Raw genomic sequence first — 15,980 nt, forward strand, 5'->3', positions numbered from 1 at the left:
GCCTGCATACGGCAAGGGCCAGAGGCCCTTGCCTAGCCGAACGGATAGCTACTGACGGCGGCTGCTTAGCTGTTCTCGCCCCGTTCACGGGCGATGGCGCGGTAGCCGATGTCCTTGCGGTAGAAGCAGCCGTTCCAATCGATCTTCGCGGCCAACGTGTACGCCTGTTGCTGCGCGGCGTCGACACTGGCGCCCATGGCGGTGGCGCACAACACGCGGCCACCGGCGGTCACGACCTTACCGTCCTTGAGCGCGGTGCCCGCGTGGAACACTTTGCCTTCCAGGGTCGCCGCCGCATCGAGGCCTTCAATCACATCGCCCTTGGCGTAGTCGGCAGGGTAACCACCGGCCGCCAGCACAATGCCAACGCTCGGACGCGGGTCCCACTGCGCTTCAACCTTGTCCAAGGCCTGGGCCAGGGCGGCTTCCACCAGCAGTACCAGGCTCGATTGCAGACGCAGCATCACCGGTTGGGTTTCCGGATCGCCGAAGCGGCAGTTGAACTCGATGACTTTCGGGTTACCGGCTTTGTCGATCATCAGGCCGGCATACAGGAAGCCGGTGTAGACATTGCCTTCATCGGCCATGCCACGCACGGTCGGCCAGATCACCAGGTCCATGACGCGCTGGTGCACGTCGGCGGTGACCACCGGGGCCGGGGAGTAGGCACCCATGCCGCCGGTGTTCGGGCCGGTGTCGCCGTCGCCGACGCGTTTGTGGTCCTGGCTGGTGGCCATCGGCAAGACGTTCTTGCCGTCGACCATCACGATGAAGCTGGCTTCTTCGCCGTCGAGGAATTCTTCGATCACGACGCGCGAACCGGCGTCACCAAAAGCGTTGCCGGCGAGCATGTCGCGCACGGCGTCTTCGGCTTCCTGCAGGGTCATGGCGACGATCACGCCTTTACCGGCGGCCAGGCCGTCGGCCTTGATCACGATCGGCGCACCTTTTTCACGCAGGTAAGCCAGGGCCGGCTCGATCTCGGTGAAGTTCTGGTAATCGGCCGTCGGGATCTTGTGGCGGGCCAGGAAATCCTTGGTGAACGCCTTGGAGCCTTCCAGCTGGGCCGCGCCGGCGGTTGGGCCGAAGCAGTCCAGGTTGCGGCTGCGGAACAGGTCCACGACGCCAGCCACCAGCGGCACTTCCGGACCGACGATGGTCAGGGACACGTTCTTTTCAGCAAAATCTGCCAGTTGCTCAAGGGCCAGCACGTCGATAGCGACGTTCTCGCACTTGGCTTCAATGGCGGTACCGGCGTTGCCGGGGGCGACGAAAACCTTCTGGACGCGCGGGTCCTGGGCAACTTTCCAGGCTAGGGCGTGTTCACGGCCACCGCTGCCAATGATCAAAACATTCATTTCAAAAACCTCAAATTCTGTAGGCGCTGCAGGAGCGCTTTATGTGGGAGGGTTGTTGTGGTGAGGGGGGGCGTCCCCCGCCGGTTTCACTGGAAATCCAGTGGGGCTGCTGTGCAGCCCAGCGCGGGACAAGCCCGCTCACTACAAAAAGCGCCTTCCACATTTGGATCAGTGACGGAAGTGACGCATGCCGGTGAAGACCATGGCGATGCCGGCTTCATCAGCGGCGGCAATCACTTCAGCATCACGCATCGAGCCGCCCGGTTGGATCACGGCGGTCACGCCAGCTTTCGCGGCATTGTCCAAGCCATCACGGAACGGGAAGAATGCGTCGGAAGCCATCACCGAACCCACCACCTGCAAACCGGCGTGTTCGGCCTTGATCGCAGCGATACGCGCCGAGTTCACGCGGCTCATCTGGCCAGCGCCGACACCGATGGTCTGGCGGTTCTTGGCGTAGACGATGGCATTGGACTTCACGTACTTGGCCACTTTCCAGGCGAAGATCAGGTCGTTGATCTCTTGCTCGGTCGGGGCGCGCTTTGTGACCACTTTCAGGTCTTCGCTGCCGATCATGCCGATGTCACGGCTTTGTACCAGCAAGCCGCCGTTGACGCGCTTGTAGTCCCAGGCAGCGGCGCGGTCAGCCGACCACTCGCCGCAGGCCAGCAGGCGCACGTTGGCTTTGGCCGCCACGATGGCGCGGGCTTCTTCGCTGACGCTTGGGGCAATGATCACTTCAACGAACTGACGCTCGACGATCGCCTTGGCGGTCTCGGCGTCCAGTTCACGGTTGAAGGCGATGATGCCGCCGAAAGCCGATTCGGTATCGGTGGCGTAGGCCAGTTCGTACGCTTGGCGAATGCCGCCTTCCGCGTCCGGGCTCACGGCCACGCCGCACGGGTTGGCGTGCTTGACGATCACGCAGGCCGGCTTGACGAAGCTCTTCACACATTCCAGCGCGGCGTCGGTGTCGGCCACGTTGTTGTAGGACAGCTCCTTGCCTTGCAGTTGGGTCGCGGTGGCGATGCCGACTTCAGCAGGCTTGGCTTCCACATAGAACGCCGCGCTCTGATGCGGGTTCTCGCCGTAGCGCATTTCCTGGGCCTTGATGAACTGGCTGTTGAAGGTGCGCGGGAACTGGCTGCGGCCTTCGGTGCTGAGGGTTTCAGCGGCTTGGTTCACGGTGCCCATGTAGTTGGCGATCATGCCGTCGTAGGCGGCGGTGTGTTCGAACGCCTTGAGCATCAGGTCAAAACGCTGGGCGTAGGTCAGGCCACCGGCCTTCAGGCTTTCGAGCACCTGGGCGTAGTCGCTGGCGTTGACCACGATGGCCACGTCTTTATGGTTCTTGGCGGCCGAGCGAACCATGGTCGGGCCGCCGATATCGATGTTTTCGATGGCAGTCGGCAGGTCGCAGCCTGGCTTGTTGATGGTGGCTTCGAACGGGTAGAGGTTGACGGCCACCAGGTCGATCGGCTTGATGCCGTGTTCGGTCATGATGGCATCGTCGATCCCGCGACGGCCGAGGATGCCGCCGTGGATTTTCGGGTGCAGGGTCTTGACCCGACCGTCCATCATTTCTGCGAAACCGGTGTAGTCCGCCACTTCCACTGCGGCCACGCCGTTGTCCTGCAGCAGCTTGAAGGTCCCGCCCGTGGAGAGGATTTCCACACCCAGAGCTTCCAGCTCGCGGGCAAATTCGAGGATCCCGGTCTTGTCGGAAACACTGATCAAGGCGCGGCGGATCGGCAGGCGGGTAGTCTGGTCGGTCATTTCAATTTCCATCAAAAGCAAAGGAGTCAGCAAAAAAGGCGACCGGTTTTACGCGGGCGCCTTTCTGGTTTGATTGAATGCTTACAGCAAATCGTATTGTTTGAGCTTTTTGCGCAAGGTGCCACGGTTGAGGCCCAGCAGCTCACTGGCTTTGGTCTGGTTGCCCTTGACGTAGTTCATCACGCTTTCGAGCAAGGGCGCCTCGACTTCGGAGAGCACCAGGTTGTACACGTCCGTGACGGAAGCGCCCTCAAGGTGGGCGAAATAATTGTGCAGCGCCTTCTCGACACTCCCGCGAAGGGTCTGACCTTCTTCGCTCGGCGTGTTGAGGTGCTGTTTCAAATTGACGTTGTCGCTCACGGGTGTTGTTCCACTCACTAAAGTCTCGGTCATCATCGTCATGCGGCCACCCCCTCTCCGTCCCCTGTCCCCAGGCTCTTGTAACGCTCGCTGAAGAACTCACGAACGTTGGCGCACTGTGCTTCCGTATCATCCAAACGATTGAAGTGGGCGCGAAACTCCCTGGCGCCCGGCAAGGTTGCGAGATACCAGCCGACATGCTTGCGGGCAATGCGTACTCCCATCACGTCTCCATAGAAAGCGTGCAGGGCGGCCAAATGCTCTAGCAGAATACGTTCCACCTCGATCAGCTCCGGTGCCGGCAATACGTCGCCAGTACGCAGAAAATGCTCGATCTCACGAAAAATCCACGGTCGCCCCTGGGCGGCCCGGCCAATCAACAAACCATCGGCACCGGTGGCGTGCAGCACGCGCCGGGCTTTCTCGGCGGAGTCGATGTCGCCATTGGCAAACACCGGTATCGACACCGCCTGCTTGATCGCAGCGATGGTGTCGTACTCGGCTTCACCGGTGTAAAGGTCGGCGCGGGTGCGGCCATGCACCGCCAGCGCTGTAATGCCTGCCTGTTCGGCGATCTTCGCCACCGTCAGGCCGTTCTTGTTGTCCCGGTCCCAGCCGGTGCGAATCTTCAGGGTGACCGGCACATCGACTGCGGCGACAACGGCCTGCAGGATCTCGGCAACCAATTGCTCATCTTTCAACAGCGCGGAACCGGCGGCCTTGTTGCAGACCTTCTTGGCCGGGCAGCCCATGTTGATGTCGATGATCTGCGCCCCCAACTCCACGTTGGCCCGGGCCGCATCCGCCAGCATCTGTGCATCTCCACCGGCGATCTGGACCGAGCGGGGCTCGGGATCGCCTTCGTGGATCATGCGCATCCGCGATTTGCGGGTGTTCCACAAGCTCATGTCGCTGGTGACCATTTCCGAGACTACTAGACCCGCGCCCAACCGCTTGCACAGCTGACGAAAGGGCTGGTCAGTGACGCCCGCCATCGGGGCGAGAATCAAGCCGTTCTGCAATGTGTATGGGCCGATGCGTACCGCCGACATAGGACTTCCCTGTTGTGGGGCCGGATCATTAGAGTTCGAAAAAGGGTTGGCATGATACCCGCTCTCGATGACTGGATAAAGGCTGAATTGGATAAAATCTGAACAGTTATTTCTTTATCGCTACCGGTTTGGTCGCGCGGGGCTTAGTCAATAACTCGCCGTCAAACCTCGGTGCGTGAACCGATTCACTCGGGCGAGTGAAAGCTCAGGCTGTAATTCACGGCTTTATTGCCCGGATCGAGGATATCCAGGGAGATATGGATCGGCGTTTGCGATGGCATTTCGCTCACACCGGCCAACTCGCCGCTGAGGTATTCGGCGGGTTTGAAGCGACGACTGGCAATCAGGCTGCCATTCAGGTCGGCAAAGCGCAGCTCCAGCAGCGGGAAGGGCTGGGAGAATGTCGCACGGTTATAGATGATGGCGTCCACCACCAGCGCCCCGGCGAAGTCCGGATGGCTGCGTACCACCAGGTTACTGCTCTTGATATGGGCGATATCGACCCGCGACGGCACCGTACAGCCCAGTGTGGGGCACAGTTGCTGAAACCACGGACGGTAGGCGTCCTGGCGGGCCAGGTCGTCGAATTGGTAGGCGATGTACTGGGCTGCGAGGCCGCCGGCGGCGATCAGCACCAGCAACAGCCAGATCAGGCGACGGCCCAGGCTGGCCGGACGCTTTTGCGCGTAGAGGTGCAGCGGATCGTCTTCGAGATCCAACAGTTGGTCGTCGTGCACACTCGTTTCGGCGCGCGGGCGCTTGCGAGAGGGTTTGGGGCGTTCTTCGGGTTCAACGTCATCGGCCGATTGGGTCAATGGCGTGAACGGTGGATCGACGTCGTCATCGTCTGGCGTGGAGCGTAGGGGTGGCTCATCGTCGAGGTCGTCGGTGTGAAACGACATGGACGGCTCGGTGCGCTGCTTGGTCGCAGGTGCGTTCGTCGGTTCGGGTTCGATGTGCGTGGCTTGCACGCGCTCTTCAGGCGGTTCGCTGAACAGGCTGGCAGCCCATTTTTCTTCTTCGGCCTTGACGGTGTTGCGGCTGGCGCTGAGAGGCTCATCTTTTTGCCGACGATCAGTACCCGCTTGGCGACGTTCTGCGCCGGCAGGCTGGGTGTGCTGAATCTCGCGACGTTCCAGCTTGGCCAGTTCTTCGTCCAGGTCCAGGTTGTCCAGGTCCAGCTCTTCGGCGGTCCACTGCTTTTGGCTGATAGCCCGTGGCAGCTCTGGCTCAGCCGCGGCCGGCAGCTCAGGCGCCGGTGTCCCGGCAGCACGCTGCTCCAGCAACTGGCGAGCCGCATTGAACACTTGCAGGCACGAGCCGCAGCGAACCACGCCACGGGCCACGCTCAATTGAGCGTGGTTGACGCGAAAGCGCGATTGGCAATGCGGGCACTGGGTGACGAAACTGTCGGTCATGCGGCCATCCGATTCAGGCAAGCGCTCATTCTAGCGCCGACGACCGCTGATGCGTACCCAGCCATCGCGGTTGGCGATCGGATCCAGCTCGAAATCCTTCGCGTAGGCGGCAGCGACGTCTTCGCCTTGCTCGGCAAGGATGCCCGACAGCGCCAGGCGGCCGCCCGGCTTGACCAGGCTCGACAACTGCGGCGCCAAGGACACCAGCGGTCCTGCGAGGATGTTGGCGACCAGTACGTCGGCCTGCACCTGGGGCAATTGCTCCGGCAGGTAGAGTGGGAATTTGCCTTCAGGGATGTTGTTGCGACCGGCGTTATCGCGCGAGGCTTCCAGCGCCTGCACGTCGATATCGGTGCCCACGGCTTCCTTGGCGCCCAGCAACAAGGCGGCAATCGCCAGGATCCCCGAGCCGCAACCGAAGTCGAGCACGTGGCTGTCGGTCAGGTCCTGGCCGTCCAGCCATTCCAGGCACAGCGCGGTGGTTGGGTGGGTGCCGGTGCCGAACGCCAGGCCCGGGTCCAGCAGCAGGTTGACCGCGTCCGGCTCAGGCGCGGCATGCCAGCTCGGCACGATCCACAGGCGCTGGCCGAAACGCATCGGCTGGAAGTTGTCCATCCAGCTGCGTTCCCAGTCCTGGTCTTCGATGACTTCGCTGTGATGCTCCGGCAGCGGGCCGCCGGTGAGCAATTCCATATGGGCCAGTACGGCGGCGGCATCGGTGCCGTCTTCGAACAGGGCCAGCAAATGGGTGTGCGACCAGAGCGGGGTGGTGTTGAGTTCGGGTTCGAAGATCGGTTGGTCTTCGGCGTCCATGAACGTGACCGAGACAGCGCCGACTTCAAGGAAAGCGTCTTCGTAGGTTTCGGCTTGTTCTGGGCTGATGGCGAGACGGACTTGCAGCCAAGGCATGGCGGGCACCTTTGAAAAAATGAGTGTGCGACTGCTGGGTCGCGAAAGCGCGCAAGTTTACGCGAGAGCATGATGCTGTGGCGAGCGAGGCTTTTTGTAGTGAGCGGGCTTGCCCCGCGTTGGGTGGCGAAGCCTCCCTGATCCAGGCACCGCATTTATCCAATTAAAACGGGTTGGCAGGTTTTGGGGCGGCTTCGCCACCCAGCGCGGGGCAAGCCCGCTCACCACAGAGGTAATTGCCGGTGCCGCAGAAACAACAAAGCCGCCCGAAGGCGGCTTTGTTGAGTGGAGCACTTACTGGTTAGCCAGCTTATGTTCCAGGTAGTGAATGTTCACTCCCCCTTCGCAGAAGCCTTCATCACGAACCAAGTCCCGGTGCAGCGGGATGTTGGTCTTGATGCCGTCTACCACGATTTCGTCCAGGGCGTTACGCATACGGGCCATGGCCTCGTCGCGAGTGGCGCCCCAGGTGATCAGCTTGCCGATCAGCGAGTCGTAGTTGGACGGAACCTTGTAGCCGCTGTACAGGTGCGAATCGACGCGAACGCCGTTGCCGCCCGGTGCATGGAAATGCTTGACCAGGCCTGGACTCGGGATAAAGGTTTTCGGGTCTTCGGCGTTGATGCGGCACTCCAGGGAGTGGCCGTGCATCTTCACGTCGTCCTGGGTGAAGGACAGTACGTTGCCGGCGGCGATGCTCAGCATCTCCTTGACGATGTCGATACCGGTGACCATCTCCGATACCGGGTGCTCTACCTGCACACGAGTGTTCATCTCGATGAAGTAGAAACGACCGTTCTCGTAGAGGAACTCGAAAGTACCGGCGCCACGGTAGTTGATGTCGATGCACGCCTTGACGCAGCGTGCCAGCACTTCCTGGCGAGCCTTTTCATCCAGGCCCGGTGCCGGTGCTTCTTCCAGTACCTTCTGGTGACGACGTTGCAGCGAGCAATCGCGGTCGCCCAGGTGGATGGCGTGGCCCTGGCCGTCGGACAGTACCTGGACTTCCACGTGACGTGGGTTGGTCAGGTATTTTTCCAGGTAGACCATCGGGTTGCCGAACCAGGCGCCCGCTTCGGAGCGGGTCTGCTTGGCGGCTTCGATCAGGTCTTCTTCCTTGTGCACCACGCGCATGCCGCGACCACCACCGCCACCGGCGGCCTTGATGATCACGGGGTAGCCGACTTCACGACCAATGCGCAGAGCGGTTTCTTCGTCTTCCGGCAGTGGGCCGTCGGAGCCAGGAACGGTGGGTACACCGGCGGCGATCATGGCGTCCTTGGCCGAGACCTTGTCGCCCATCAGGCGAATGGTGTCGGCTTTCGGGCCGATGAAGGCAAACCCGGATTTTTCCACCTGTTCGGCGAAATCGGCGTTTTCCGCGAGGAAGCCGTAGCCTGGGTGGATACCATCAGCGCCGGTCACTTCCGCGGCCGCGATGATGTTCGAGACTTTCAGGTACGAGTTCGTGGCCAGGGGCGGGCCGATGCAGATGCTTTCGTCCGCCAGTTTCACGTGCATCAATTCGGTATCGGCCGTCGAGTAAACAGCGACGGTCTTGATGCCCTCTTCCTTACAGGCGCGCAGGATACGCAGCGCGATCTCGCCGCGGTTGGCGATCAGGACTTTTTGCAGTTTCTTCGCAGGTTTCAACATCGAAGGCGCTCCGCGGTTCAAACGATGGTGAACAGCGGCTGGTCGTACTCAACCGGCTGACCGTTTTCTACCAGGATGGATTCGATGACGCCGGCTTTTTCAGCCGTGATGTGGTTCATCATTTTCATCGCTTCTACGATGCAGATGGTGTCGCCCACTTTCACGGTCTTGCCGACTTCAACGAAGGCTGGCGAGGTCGGTGCCGGGGTGCGGTAGAACGTACCGACCATTGGCGACTTGACCACGAAGCCGTTCAGCGCAGGGGCGGCAGGTGCGGCGGCAGCAGGTGCGGCGGCCGGTGCAGCAGCGGCTGGCGCCGGTGCTTGCATCTGTGGCGCGTAGAACTGCTGGGCCGGGGTCTTGCTGTGACGGCTGATCCGTACGGACTCTTCGCCTTCCTTGATTTCCAGCTCGTCGATACCGGATTCTTCCAGCAGTTCGATCAGTTTCTTAACTTTACGGATATCCATGAATCATCAACTCCCAAGGGTCGGTCAGGGGCGCTTGGCCGGTTGTTCAAGCTGTTCCAGGGCGGCCTCCAGGGCCAGTCGGTAACCGCTGGCGCCAAGGCCGCAGATCACTCCTACCGCTACGTCGGAGAAGTAAGAGTGATGGCGGAAAGGTTCGCGTTTGTGCACGTTCGACAAATGCACTTCGATGAATGGGATGCTCACCGCCAGCAACGCGTCACGTAATGCAACGCTTGTGTGTGTAAAAGCGGCGGGATTGATCAGGATAAAGTCCACGCCTTCGCCGCGTGCGGCATGGATGCGATCAATCAATTCGTACTCGGCATTGCTTTGCAGGTAGAGCAGATGGTGGCCGGCTTCACGCGCCCTGCGTTCAAGATCGAGGTTGATCTGATCGAGGGTCACTGCCCCGTAGACGCCCGGTTCACGGGTGCCGAGCAGGTTCAGGTTGGGTCCGTGAAGAACCAGTAAGGTCGCCATCGGCTGTTCCTTGTTATTGATGTGGGTACGGCAGAACTCGGCGACTATGCCGCAAAGCCTTTGTGACTGTCCAGTTCTATGCAGTAGGCGGCACGATTAGCGAGGATTGCGCAAAATTTGTGACTACGGGCCGGGATCCGGTCATTGGCGAGACAGCGTTGAATCCGGTGGAGATCAATGTGGGAGGGTGCTTGCTCTCGATGGCGGTGCATCAGTCAACACATACAGTGGCTGACACCCCGCAATCGGGAGCAAGCCCCCTCCCACCTTTTGATCTCCACGGGGCAATAGATCAGGTCAGACGCGGAAGGCCTGCACCGCCGTATTGAGCTGCCCACCCAGCACCAGCAAATGCTCGCCCTGGCTGCGGCCCTGGCCAATGCGCAGCAGATTATCCTCGCCCAACTGGTGAATCCGCTCGCTGTTGTCGCGAATCTCACTGACGGCACCACTTTGCTGTGCCGTCACATCCGCGATGCGCACGGCTGTTTCGGAAATGGTCTGGATGGCGCCGACGATTTCATCCAGCGCGCCATCCGCGGCCTGGGCCTGCTGGGCGGTAGCTTCGGCGTGTTCGACCTGCGCGCGCATGCCTTGTACCGATTGGTGGGCGGCGCTTTGCAGACCGGCGATCAGGGTCTGGATTTCTGCGGTGGCGCCGGCAGTGCGCTGGGCCAGGGAACGGACTTCGTCGGCGACCACGGCAAACCCACGGCCGGCTTCACCGGCGCGGGCGGCCTCGATAGCCGCGTTGAGGGCCAGCAGGTTGGTCTGGTCGGCAATCGAGCGGATCACCGTCAGCACGCCGCCGATGGTGGCCGATTCTTCGGCGAGTTTTTCGATCATCTGCGCGTTTTGTTGCACTTCGCCCACCAGGGCATGCAGCCCGGTCAGGCTCAGGCCGATCACACGCTGGCCTTGCTCCACCGCCTGGCCCGCGCTGCGGCTGGCGCCGGCGGCCTGGCTGGCATCGCCGGCGACTTGCTGGATGGTCGCTTCCAGTTCACCCAGCGAATCGCGGATCTGCGCCGTGTCCCCAGCCTGGCGTTCGGCGCCGTCGTGCAGGCCGCTGCTCAGTTCGGCGAGGGCGCGGCTGCTGCCCGCGACCTCCTCGGCATTGCCGCGAATCGTGCCGACCAGGTCCACCAGGTAGGCGCGCAGGCGGTTCAGCGAGGCTTCGATATCGTGGAGTTCGCGGTTGGTCTTGCCCAAGGCAATCGGCCGGCTGAAGTCACCTTCGGCCCAGGTCGACAGGGCGGGTGCCAGGTTGGTCAGCACCCGTGCCAAGCGTCGTTGCAGGGTGTCGATCAGCAGCGCGATCAGCAGGATCAGGCCGATCATCACCCCTTGCATCACACGCACTTCGCCCTGGATCGCACCGTGCTGTGCGCGCACAACCGGTTCCAGGCCCGCAATGGCCTCCTGCACGGCGTTGATTTTCAGGCGGGTGCGGGCGGCCAGGTCAGCGCGTTGCTGGATTTGTTCGCGGGTGCGCTTGAGTTCAGCGGGATAGCGGGTCAGCAGGCTGTTGAGTTCGCGTTTGAGGTCGACACCGGTGTCCTGGGCTTCGGCTTTTTCACTGTTTTCCAAGCCCATCATGGCGGAGAAATCATCGGCGCCGGATTCGGCACTGGCCTTCACCCCCAGCAAGGGCAGTTGCTCCAACAGGTCGGCCTGGGTGCGGATATTGGCGACTTCGCGCTCCACATCCGTGGCCAATTCCGCGCGCCCGCTGCTCACCAGTTTGTCGCGGGCCAGGGACAGCTTGGCCAGGTGCTGGGATGCCGCCAGCAGTGGGGGCAAGTAACGCGCAGCTTCGGCAGAATTCACGCCGCTGGCGTATTGGCTCAGTTGCTCCAGGTTCGCGCCCAATTCGCGCTCGGCCTGCAGCAGCAAGGCTTGTGGGTCGCCAGCCAGCTTGCCGGCAGCCAGCAAGTCGGTCTTGCTGAACGCATCCAAGTCGACCAGGCTGGGCCGCAGGTTTTGTGCGAGGTCCGCAGGCAGTTCATCCAGATGCTGCAACAGGCTTTCCAGGCTCTGGCCGGCGCTGCTCAGGCGCAAGGCATCGCCACTGGCCAGGTAGTCGTCGATGTTGCGTGCAGCCTGGTTCTGGAAGGTCTGCGACAGGCCCAGGTAACGTTCCATCAGCAGATAAGGCCGCTCCAGCGCCCGTTGCGACCACCACAGCGTCGCCCCCAGCGCCAGGCACACGGCCACCAGAAGAAGGGTATTGAGATTGGTCAGCAGCTTCAGGCGCATGCGTGGTATCAACCGACAGCAAAAGATAAGTGCCTGAAGTTATTGCGTTTGCGTTACAGCGTTATGACCGAATCAGTGGATTCCGGTGAAAAGATGGCACTTTGCTTTGATGCGCGCGCAGCCTGCACGCGGTTGCGCCCGGCGTGCTTGGCGCGGTACAGCGCCTCGTCGGCCTGGGCGGCCATCATCAGGCTGTCGGAGTCGTCGCACAGCTCCACCAGCCCGGCGCTGAACGTGCACCATAAATCCTGCGGTTGGGCCGGGTAGTGGATTTCGGCAAAGCGGCCACGGATTTCATCCAGCACCTTGCAGGCCGATTCCAGGTCGGTGTCCGGCATCACAATGGCGAACTCTTCGCCGCCGTAGCGCCCGATGTAGTCGGTCTTGCGCAGGCGCTGCTTGAGAAACAGCGCCAGGCTTTTGATCACGCGGTCACCCATGGGGTGGCCGTGGCTGTCATTGACCCGCTTGAAGTGGTCGATATCCAGCATGGCAAAGCTCAGCGGCTTGTTCTCGCGGCGTGCGCGGAAGCTGCAGTCTTCAAGCAGTTGCAGGATGTGGGTGTGGTTGTACAGGCCGGTCAGGCTGTCGCGCACCATCCGTGCCTTGAGGTTGCGTGCGCGAGCGGCGCGGTTGCGCACGGTGGTGATCAGGTGGCGCGGCTTGATCGGCTTGGTGAGGAAGTCATCGCCGCCTTCGCTCATGGCGTCCAGTTGTTTATCCAGGTCGTCCTCGGCCGACAGGTAGATGATCGGTACGCTGACATAACGGTCGTTATGGCGGATCACCTTGGCCAGTTCGGTACCGGTACAGGCGGGCATATACATGTCGAGGATGATCAGGTCGGGCTGGAAGTCCGCCAGCTCAGCCATGGCCTGGATCGGTTCGATCAGCGTGCGGGTGACGATACCGGCGCTGTTGAGCAGCCGCTCGGTGTGCAGCGCCTGGGCCCGCGAATCGTCGATGATCAGCACCTTATACGGCTCGTACTGGGCGACGCAGGTCAGCACTTCGATTTTTTCCAACAGGCTAGAGGCTTCCAGCGTCCCGGTCAGGAATTCCTGGCCCCCGGCGCGCACGGCGGCCAGCCGGGTAGGGGTGTCGGTCTCGTGCAGGCTGAAGAACAGCAGCGGCAGTTTGTGCTCCAGGCCTTCCTGGGCTTCGGCGGCGAGCTTGAGGCCCAGGCCGGTGCCGCAGAAATCCACGTCCATCACAATCGCCGAAGGCAGGCGCTCGGCCATCGCCGCGCGAAACGCGGCCACGCTGTCGAGGGATTGGGCGCTCAAACCGAAGAATTCCAGCTGCTTGGCCAGCCGCTCGGCGCGGTCGTGATCGGCCAGCATGACGTAGATCGGCTTGCGCATCGGCGGCAGGAAGGTTTGTTCCAGCTGGTCACCCTGGCGCAGGCCGGTGCGAGACAGACGCTGCATCAAGCGATTGAGTTCGGTGATCAGGTGGCTGCTGAGGCGCCCACGGTTGTCGTCGACTGCCTTGAGGGAGTCGCCGATGTGTTGCGCCAGCTGGCGGTGTTCCGGTTGTTCGAAGCGCTCGGCAAACCGCAGCAGGCGCAAATTGGCCTCGCTGAGTTCGGAAAGGTCGGTGCCGGACCACTCGCTGCGTTGCAGGCGCTGCCAGATCTCAAGAATTTGACGTGCTTGATGAATTACCCGCTGGGCAAAATGCTGCTTGAGACGCTCACGGCTGGGGTCTTCTGGCTCGGTCATATCCTGACTACTAGTTAGGGTGCATGCTGAGGTCGACTGATGGCTCTATGCTAGCACCTCTTTTCCTTGGGATGAGTGTCATGCATCAATAAACTGTGTGTTCCGGGTATTCAGTTGCTGACCCGGTGGTCGCGCAGCGTAAAAAGCGTGCATCCTTTATAGTCGAATACCCTCTGTGCGCCAGTTTGGTGAAAAGCCCCGCACGGGCGGGCACGATGGGGTAGGGTTGTGGTCGGAGTGTTTGAACGCACGCCATCAATTCAAGTGCATGAACTCAAGTGATTGAAAGGATATCGCCATGCTGGACTGGAAAAACCGTGCAGGCAGTGCCAAAGGCCCCGCCCCTGAGCCCAAGTCGGCCAACCGCAGTTATCTTCGTACCGTGCTGATGAGCCGTGCCGTGCTCAGCGTGCTCGGCCTGTACCTGCTGGTCACCGGCGCCCTGGGCTGGTACTGGAGCGAAGAGCCGGCACTGTTTCCGGTCCAGCAGAACGCACAGATTGCCGCCGAAAAAGAAGGCAAGCAGATGGTGGTGGGCTTTACCACCGTCGAAACCCTCAAGACCGTGGTCGGCACCTTGCTGAACAAGCCCGGCGGCTACATTTCCAACGACCGTTTCCCGCCAGGCCTGTGGATGGACAACATGCCGAGCTGGGAATATGGCGTGCTGGTGCAGGTGCGCGACCTGACCCGCGCCCTGCGTAAAGACTTCGCCCGCTCGCAGTCGCAGTCGGCCGAAGACGCCGATCTGGCCAAGGCCGAGCCGCGCTTCAACTTCGACAACAAGAGCTGGGTGCTGCCATCCAGTGAGTCGGAATACCAGGAAGGCATCAATTCCCTGAGCCGCTATGAAGCGCGCTTGTCCGACCCGAACCAACGCGGCGCACTGTTCTACGCGCGTGCCGATAACCTGAACAACTGGCTGGGCGATGTCGCCACCCGCCTGGGCTCGCTGTCGCAACGCCTGTCGGCCAGTGTCGGCCGGGTAAAACTCAACACCGCACTGAAAACCGAAGCCCTGGCTCCGGGTGAAGTGCCGCAGGTCGATGAAGAAGTGGTGGAAACCCCATGGATGCAGATCGACAACGTGTTCTACGAAGCACGCGGCCAGGCCTGGGCCCTGTCGCACCTGCTGCGCGCCATCGAAGTCGACTTTGCCGACGTGCTGGCCAAGAAGAACGCCACCGTTAGCGTGCGCCAGATCATTCGTGAGCTGGAGGCCTCGCAAGAGCCGGTGTGGAGCCCGATGATCCTTAACGGCAGCGGCTTTGGCGTATTGGCCAACCACTCGCTGGTGATGGCCAACTACATTTCCCGGGCTAACGCTGCGGTGATCGATTTGCGTCAGCTGCTCAACCAAGGTTGATGATGGACGCTACTCAAAAGGAGGCCGCCCACCGCGCGGCTTCCGATGCCGAACTGATCTGCTGGGTCGATGAGCAGGACACTCTGCTCGGCAGTCTTGTCAGGGCCGATCTGCGCCAGCGCGGGTTGATCGGCCGTTGCACCTTTATCTTCCTGTTCAATTCGGCCGGTGAGCTGTGTGTGCACCGGCGCACCCTGAGCAAAGCCATGTACCCCGGTTTCTGGGACACAGCGGCGGGTGGGATGGTCGCGGCGGGTGAATCCTATGCCGTGTCTGCTGCCCGAGAGCTGGAAGAAGAGTTGGGTGTCGGCGGGGTGGAATTGGTCGAACATGACCATTTCTACTTCGAAGATGGCGACAGCCGGCTCTGGTGCAAATCCTACTCGGCAGTCTGGGATGGGCCGCTGCGCCTGCAGCCGGAAGAGGTCATGGAAGCGCGCTTTTTGCCTATAGGTACTGTCCTGCAGGAGGCCGAACAAAAGCCTTACTGCCCGGACGCCCAAGAGGGGCTGCGACGTTATCTGGCCTCACGTCGCTAAAGTTGCATAAATTGGCGCCATTTGGCTCTTAGCAAGTCGGCTTTTTGTGGTTACACTGCGCGACTTTTCACCCGAACCACCCTGGTGGTTCGGTAGCGCTGCCCCTGCCTGAGTGGGGCTTCGCGGTTGGTGACTCGCCTCCTTTAACCAGAGCCGAGCGCTGGCCAGTCTTTGTCCTCCCAAGAGGATTGCCGGTGGCCAAAAAAGCCGCATCCTTCGCCGCCCTTGGTGGCCTGGTATTTTCCACCGATGCAGGTCGACACTGCCCGGACTGTCGTCAGCCCGTGGATTCGTGTACCTGCAAACAGACCCTGATCCCTGAAGGCGACGGTATTGCCCGCGTGCGCCGCGAAAGCAAAGGCCGTGGCGGCAAGACGGTGACCACCATCACTGGCGTGCCGTTGGCCGAAGAGGCGCTGAAGGAACTGGCCACCACGCTGAAAAAGCGCTGTGGCACCGGTGGCGCGTTGAAAGACGGGGTCATCGAGATCCAGGGCGATCACGTCGAGTTGCTGTTGGCCGAGCTGATCAAGCTCGGGTACAAGGCCAAGAAGTCCGGCGGCTGAAAGCCTCTTCCCAACCTGTGTCTAAACTCTGTCCTGCGCGTGGGGTC

14 protein-coding genes are annotated in these 15,980 nt (G+C 61.6%); 3 read left to right on the forward strand and 11 right to left on the reverse strand.

Translation table 11 applies throughout. From position 1 onward, the window contains the following. Positions 1–65 precede the first annotated feature (65 nt). From purD to QCBJ_RS15650, 11 genes are all read right to left on the reverse strand, one after another. Positions 66–1,358 carry a phosphoribosylamine--glycine ligase gene (gene purD, locus QCBJ_RS15600; protein ID WP_012721992.1) on the reverse strand — a complete coding sequence of 431 codons (1,293 nt, stop codon included), beginning with the start codon at positions 1,356–1,358 and terminating at the stop codon, positions 66–68. Positions 1,359–1,526: 168 nt separating this feature from the next. Beyond that, the gene (gene purH / locus QCBJ_RS15605) at positions 1,527–3,134 is read right to left on the reverse strand and encodes a bifunctional phosphoribosylaminoimidazolecarboxamide formyltransferase/IMP cyclohydrolase (protein WP_012721993.1); all 1,608 of its coding nucleotides are present in this window, start codon (positions 3,132–3,134) and stop codon (positions 1,527–1,529) included. A gap of 81 nt (positions 3,135–3,215) precedes the next feature. Beyond that, positions 3,216–3,536 (reverse strand): DNA-binding transcriptional regulator Fis, encoded by a 321-nt coding sequence (gene fis / locus QCBJ_RS15610; RefSeq protein ID WP_002555375.1) that lies wholly within the window; start codon positions 3,534–3,536, stop codon positions 3,216–3,218. Continuing rightward, complete coding sequence (dusB, locus tag QCBJ_RS15615) at positions 3,533–4,546, reverse strand: tRNA dihydrouridine synthase DusB (protein ID WP_012721995.1); 1,014 nt, start codon at positions 4,544–4,546, stop codon at positions 3,533–3,535. Before dusB ends, fis begins: the two co-directional genes overlap by 4 nt. 185 nt (positions 4,547–4,731) lie before the next feature. Beyond that, entirely contained in the window at positions 4,732–5,964 is a 1,233-nt protein-coding gene (locus QCBJ_RS15620) for a DUF3426 domain-containing protein (protein ID WP_093542763.1), read from the reverse strand. Positions 5,965–5,994: 30 nt separating this feature from the next. Then, on the reverse strand, positions 5,995–6,873 hold the full coding sequence (gene prmA, locus QCBJ_RS15625; protein ID WP_010213491.1) for a 50S ribosomal protein L11 methyltransferase: 879 nt from the start codon (positions 6,871–6,873) through the stop codon (positions 5,995–5,997). 294 nt (positions 6,874–7,167) lie between these two features. Further along, positions 7,168–8,529 carry an acetyl-CoA carboxylase biotin carboxylase subunit gene (gene accC / locus QCBJ_RS15630; RefSeq protein WP_046033970.1) on the reverse strand — a complete coding sequence of 454 codons (1,362 nt, stop codon included), beginning with the start codon at positions 8,527–8,529 and terminating at the stop codon, positions 7,168–7,170. 17 nt (positions 8,530–8,546) lie between these two features. Further along, a complete protein-coding gene (accB, locus tag QCBJ_RS15635) occupies positions 8,547–8,999 on the reverse strand; it encodes an acetyl-CoA carboxylase biotin carboxyl carrier protein (RefSeq protein ID WP_102061153.1) in 453 nt (150 codons plus the stop codon). Between the two features lie 24 nt (positions 9,000–9,023). Beyond that, the gene (aroQ, locus tag QCBJ_RS15640) at positions 9,024–9,479 is read right to left on the reverse strand and encodes a type II 3-dehydroquinate dehydratase (RefSeq protein WP_012721999.1); all 456 of its coding nucleotides are present in this window, start codon (positions 9,477–9,479) and stop codon (positions 9,024–9,026) included. Between the two features lie 297 nt (positions 9,480–9,776). Further along, the gene (locus QCBJ_RS15645) at positions 9,777–11,738 is read right to left on the reverse strand and encodes a methyl-accepting chemotaxis protein (RefSeq protein WP_012722000.1); all 1,962 of its coding nucleotides are present in this window, start codon (positions 11,736–11,738) and stop codon (positions 9,777–9,779) included. Positions 11,739–11,791: 53 nt separating this feature from the next. Continuing rightward, entirely contained in the window at positions 11,792–13,462 is a 1,671-nt protein-coding gene (locus QCBJ_RS15650; protein ID WP_102061154.1) for a PleD family two-component system response regulator, read from the reverse strand. A 388-nt stretch (positions 13,463–13,850) separates the two neighbouring features. Here QCBJ_RS15650 and QCBJ_RS15655 point away from each other — a divergent pair, with 388 nt between their 5' ends. From QCBJ_RS15655 to QCBJ_RS15665, 3 genes are all read left to right on the forward strand, one after another. Beyond that, positions 13,851–14,828, forward strand: a complete 978-nt coding sequence (locus tag QCBJ_RS15655) for a DUF2333 family protein (protein ID WP_371916678.1) — start codon at positions 13,851–13,853, stop codon at positions 14,826–14,828. Between the two features lie 2 nt (positions 14,829–14,830). Further along, positions 14,831–15,367 (forward strand): NUDIX hydrolase, encoded by a 537-nt coding sequence (locus QCBJ_RS15660; RefSeq protein WP_012722003.1) that lies wholly within the window; start codon positions 14,831–14,833, stop codon positions 15,365–15,367. Positions 15,368–15,561: 194 nt separating this feature from the next. Beyond that, positions 15,562–15,933 carry a translation initiation factor Sui1 gene (locus tag QCBJ_RS15665; RefSeq protein ID WP_012722004.1) on the forward strand — a complete coding sequence of 124 codons (372 nt, stop codon included), beginning with the start codon at positions 15,562–15,564 and terminating at the stop codon, positions 15,931–15,933. Positions 15,934–15,980: the final 47 nt, after the last annotated feature.

Origin of the sequence: Pseudomonas sp. QC2 (genome assembly GCF_002859085.1) — a bacterium.
GTDB lineage: Bacteria > Pseudomonadota > Gammaproteobacteria > Pseudomonadales > Pseudomonadaceae > Aquipseudomonas > Aquipseudomonas petroselini.

Excerpts from the sequence above, each read along its gene's own strand:
- QCBJ_RS15650 (WP_102061154.1), bottom strand. The coding sequence starts at position 13,462 with ATGACCGAGCCAGAAGACCCCAGCCGTGAGCGTCTCAAGCAGCATTTT.
- QCBJ_RS15620 (WP_093542763.1), bottom strand. The coding sequence starts at position 5,964 with ATGACCGACAGTTTCGTCACCCAGTGCCCGCATTGCCAATCGCGCTTT.
- accC (WP_046033970.1), bottom strand. The coding sequence starts at position 8,529 with ATGTTGAAACCTGCGAAGAAACTGCAAAAAGTCCTGATCGCCAACCGC.
- aroQ (WP_012721999.1), bottom strand. The coding sequence starts at position 9,479 with ATGGCGACCTTACTGGTTCTTCACGGACCCAACCTGAACCTGCTCGGC.
- purD (WP_012721992.1), bottom strand. The coding sequence starts at position 1,358 with ATGAATGTTTTGATCATTGGCAGCGGTGGCCGTGAACACGCCCTAGCC.
- QCBJ_RS15655 (WP_371916678.1), top strand. The coding sequence starts at position 13,851 with ATGAGCCGTGCCGTGCTCAGCGTGCTCGGCCTGTACCTGCTGGTCACC.
- QCBJ_RS15645 (WP_012722000.1), bottom strand. The coding sequence starts at position 11,738 with ATGCGCCTGAAGCTGCTGACCAATCTCAATACCCTTCTTCTGGTGGCC.
- dusB (WP_012721995.1), bottom strand. The coding sequence starts at position 4,546 with ATGTCGGCGGTACGCATCGGCCCATACACATTGCAGAACGGCTTGATT.
- accB (WP_102061153.1), bottom strand. The coding sequence starts at position 8,999 with ATGGATATCCGTAAAGTTAAGAAACTGATCGAACTGCTGGAAGAATCC.
- fis (WP_002555375.1), bottom strand. The coding sequence starts at position 3,536 with ATGACGATGATGACCGAGACTTTAGTGAGTGGAACAACACCCGTGAGC.
- QCBJ_RS15660 (WP_012722003.1), top strand. The coding sequence starts at position 14,831 with ATGGACGCTACTCAAAAGGAGGCCGCCCACCGCGCGGCTTCCGATGCC.
- purH (WP_012721993.1), bottom strand. The coding sequence starts at position 3,134 with ATGACCGACCAGACTACCCGCCTGCCGATCCGCCGCGCCTTGATCAGT.
- prmA (WP_010213491.1), bottom strand. The coding sequence starts at position 6,873 with ATGCCTTGGCTGCAAGTCCGTCTCGCCATCAGCCCAGAACAAGCCGAA.